Annotated in this window: 1 tRNA gene; it reads right to left on the reverse strand. The window is 35.8% G+C overall.

The features are described 5' to 3' along the window. Position 1 precedes the first annotated feature (1 nt). Positions 2-89: transfer RNA gene (locus AN214_RS21980), tRNA-Ser, on the reverse strand. Between the last annotated feature and the right edge of the window lie 263 nt (positions 90-352).

Below are 352 nucleotides of genomic sequence, written 5' to 3' on the forward strand. Positions count from 1 at the left end.
GCGGAGAGATAGGGATTTGAACCCTAGATAGGCTATTAACCTATGCCGGTTTTCAAGACCGGTGCTTTCAACCACTCAGCCATCTCTCCATGCGCAAAATAATACTCAGCCAACCGTAAACTGTAAATAGCAAAAAGTTTGTTTGCTCAAATAAACATCAAAAAATTAACATTTTTATTAAAAAAAGTAGTTTTCACACCTTTATCATCAATATTTACCATCAATCACCAAACATTACCGCTAATCATTTTGCCGAACTCGACCTTTTAAAAATTCGTAATATAGAACCCAACAAAACGATTTAACTTCACCGCCATGAGGAATGAGACATGAATAAACTAGTTACAGCAAC

Source organism: Pseudoalteromonas sp. P1-9 (assembly GCF_001399975.1).
In the GTDB taxonomy this organism is placed as follows: domain Bacteria; phylum Pseudomonadota; class Gammaproteobacteria; order Enterobacterales; family Alteromonadaceae; genus Pseudoalteromonas.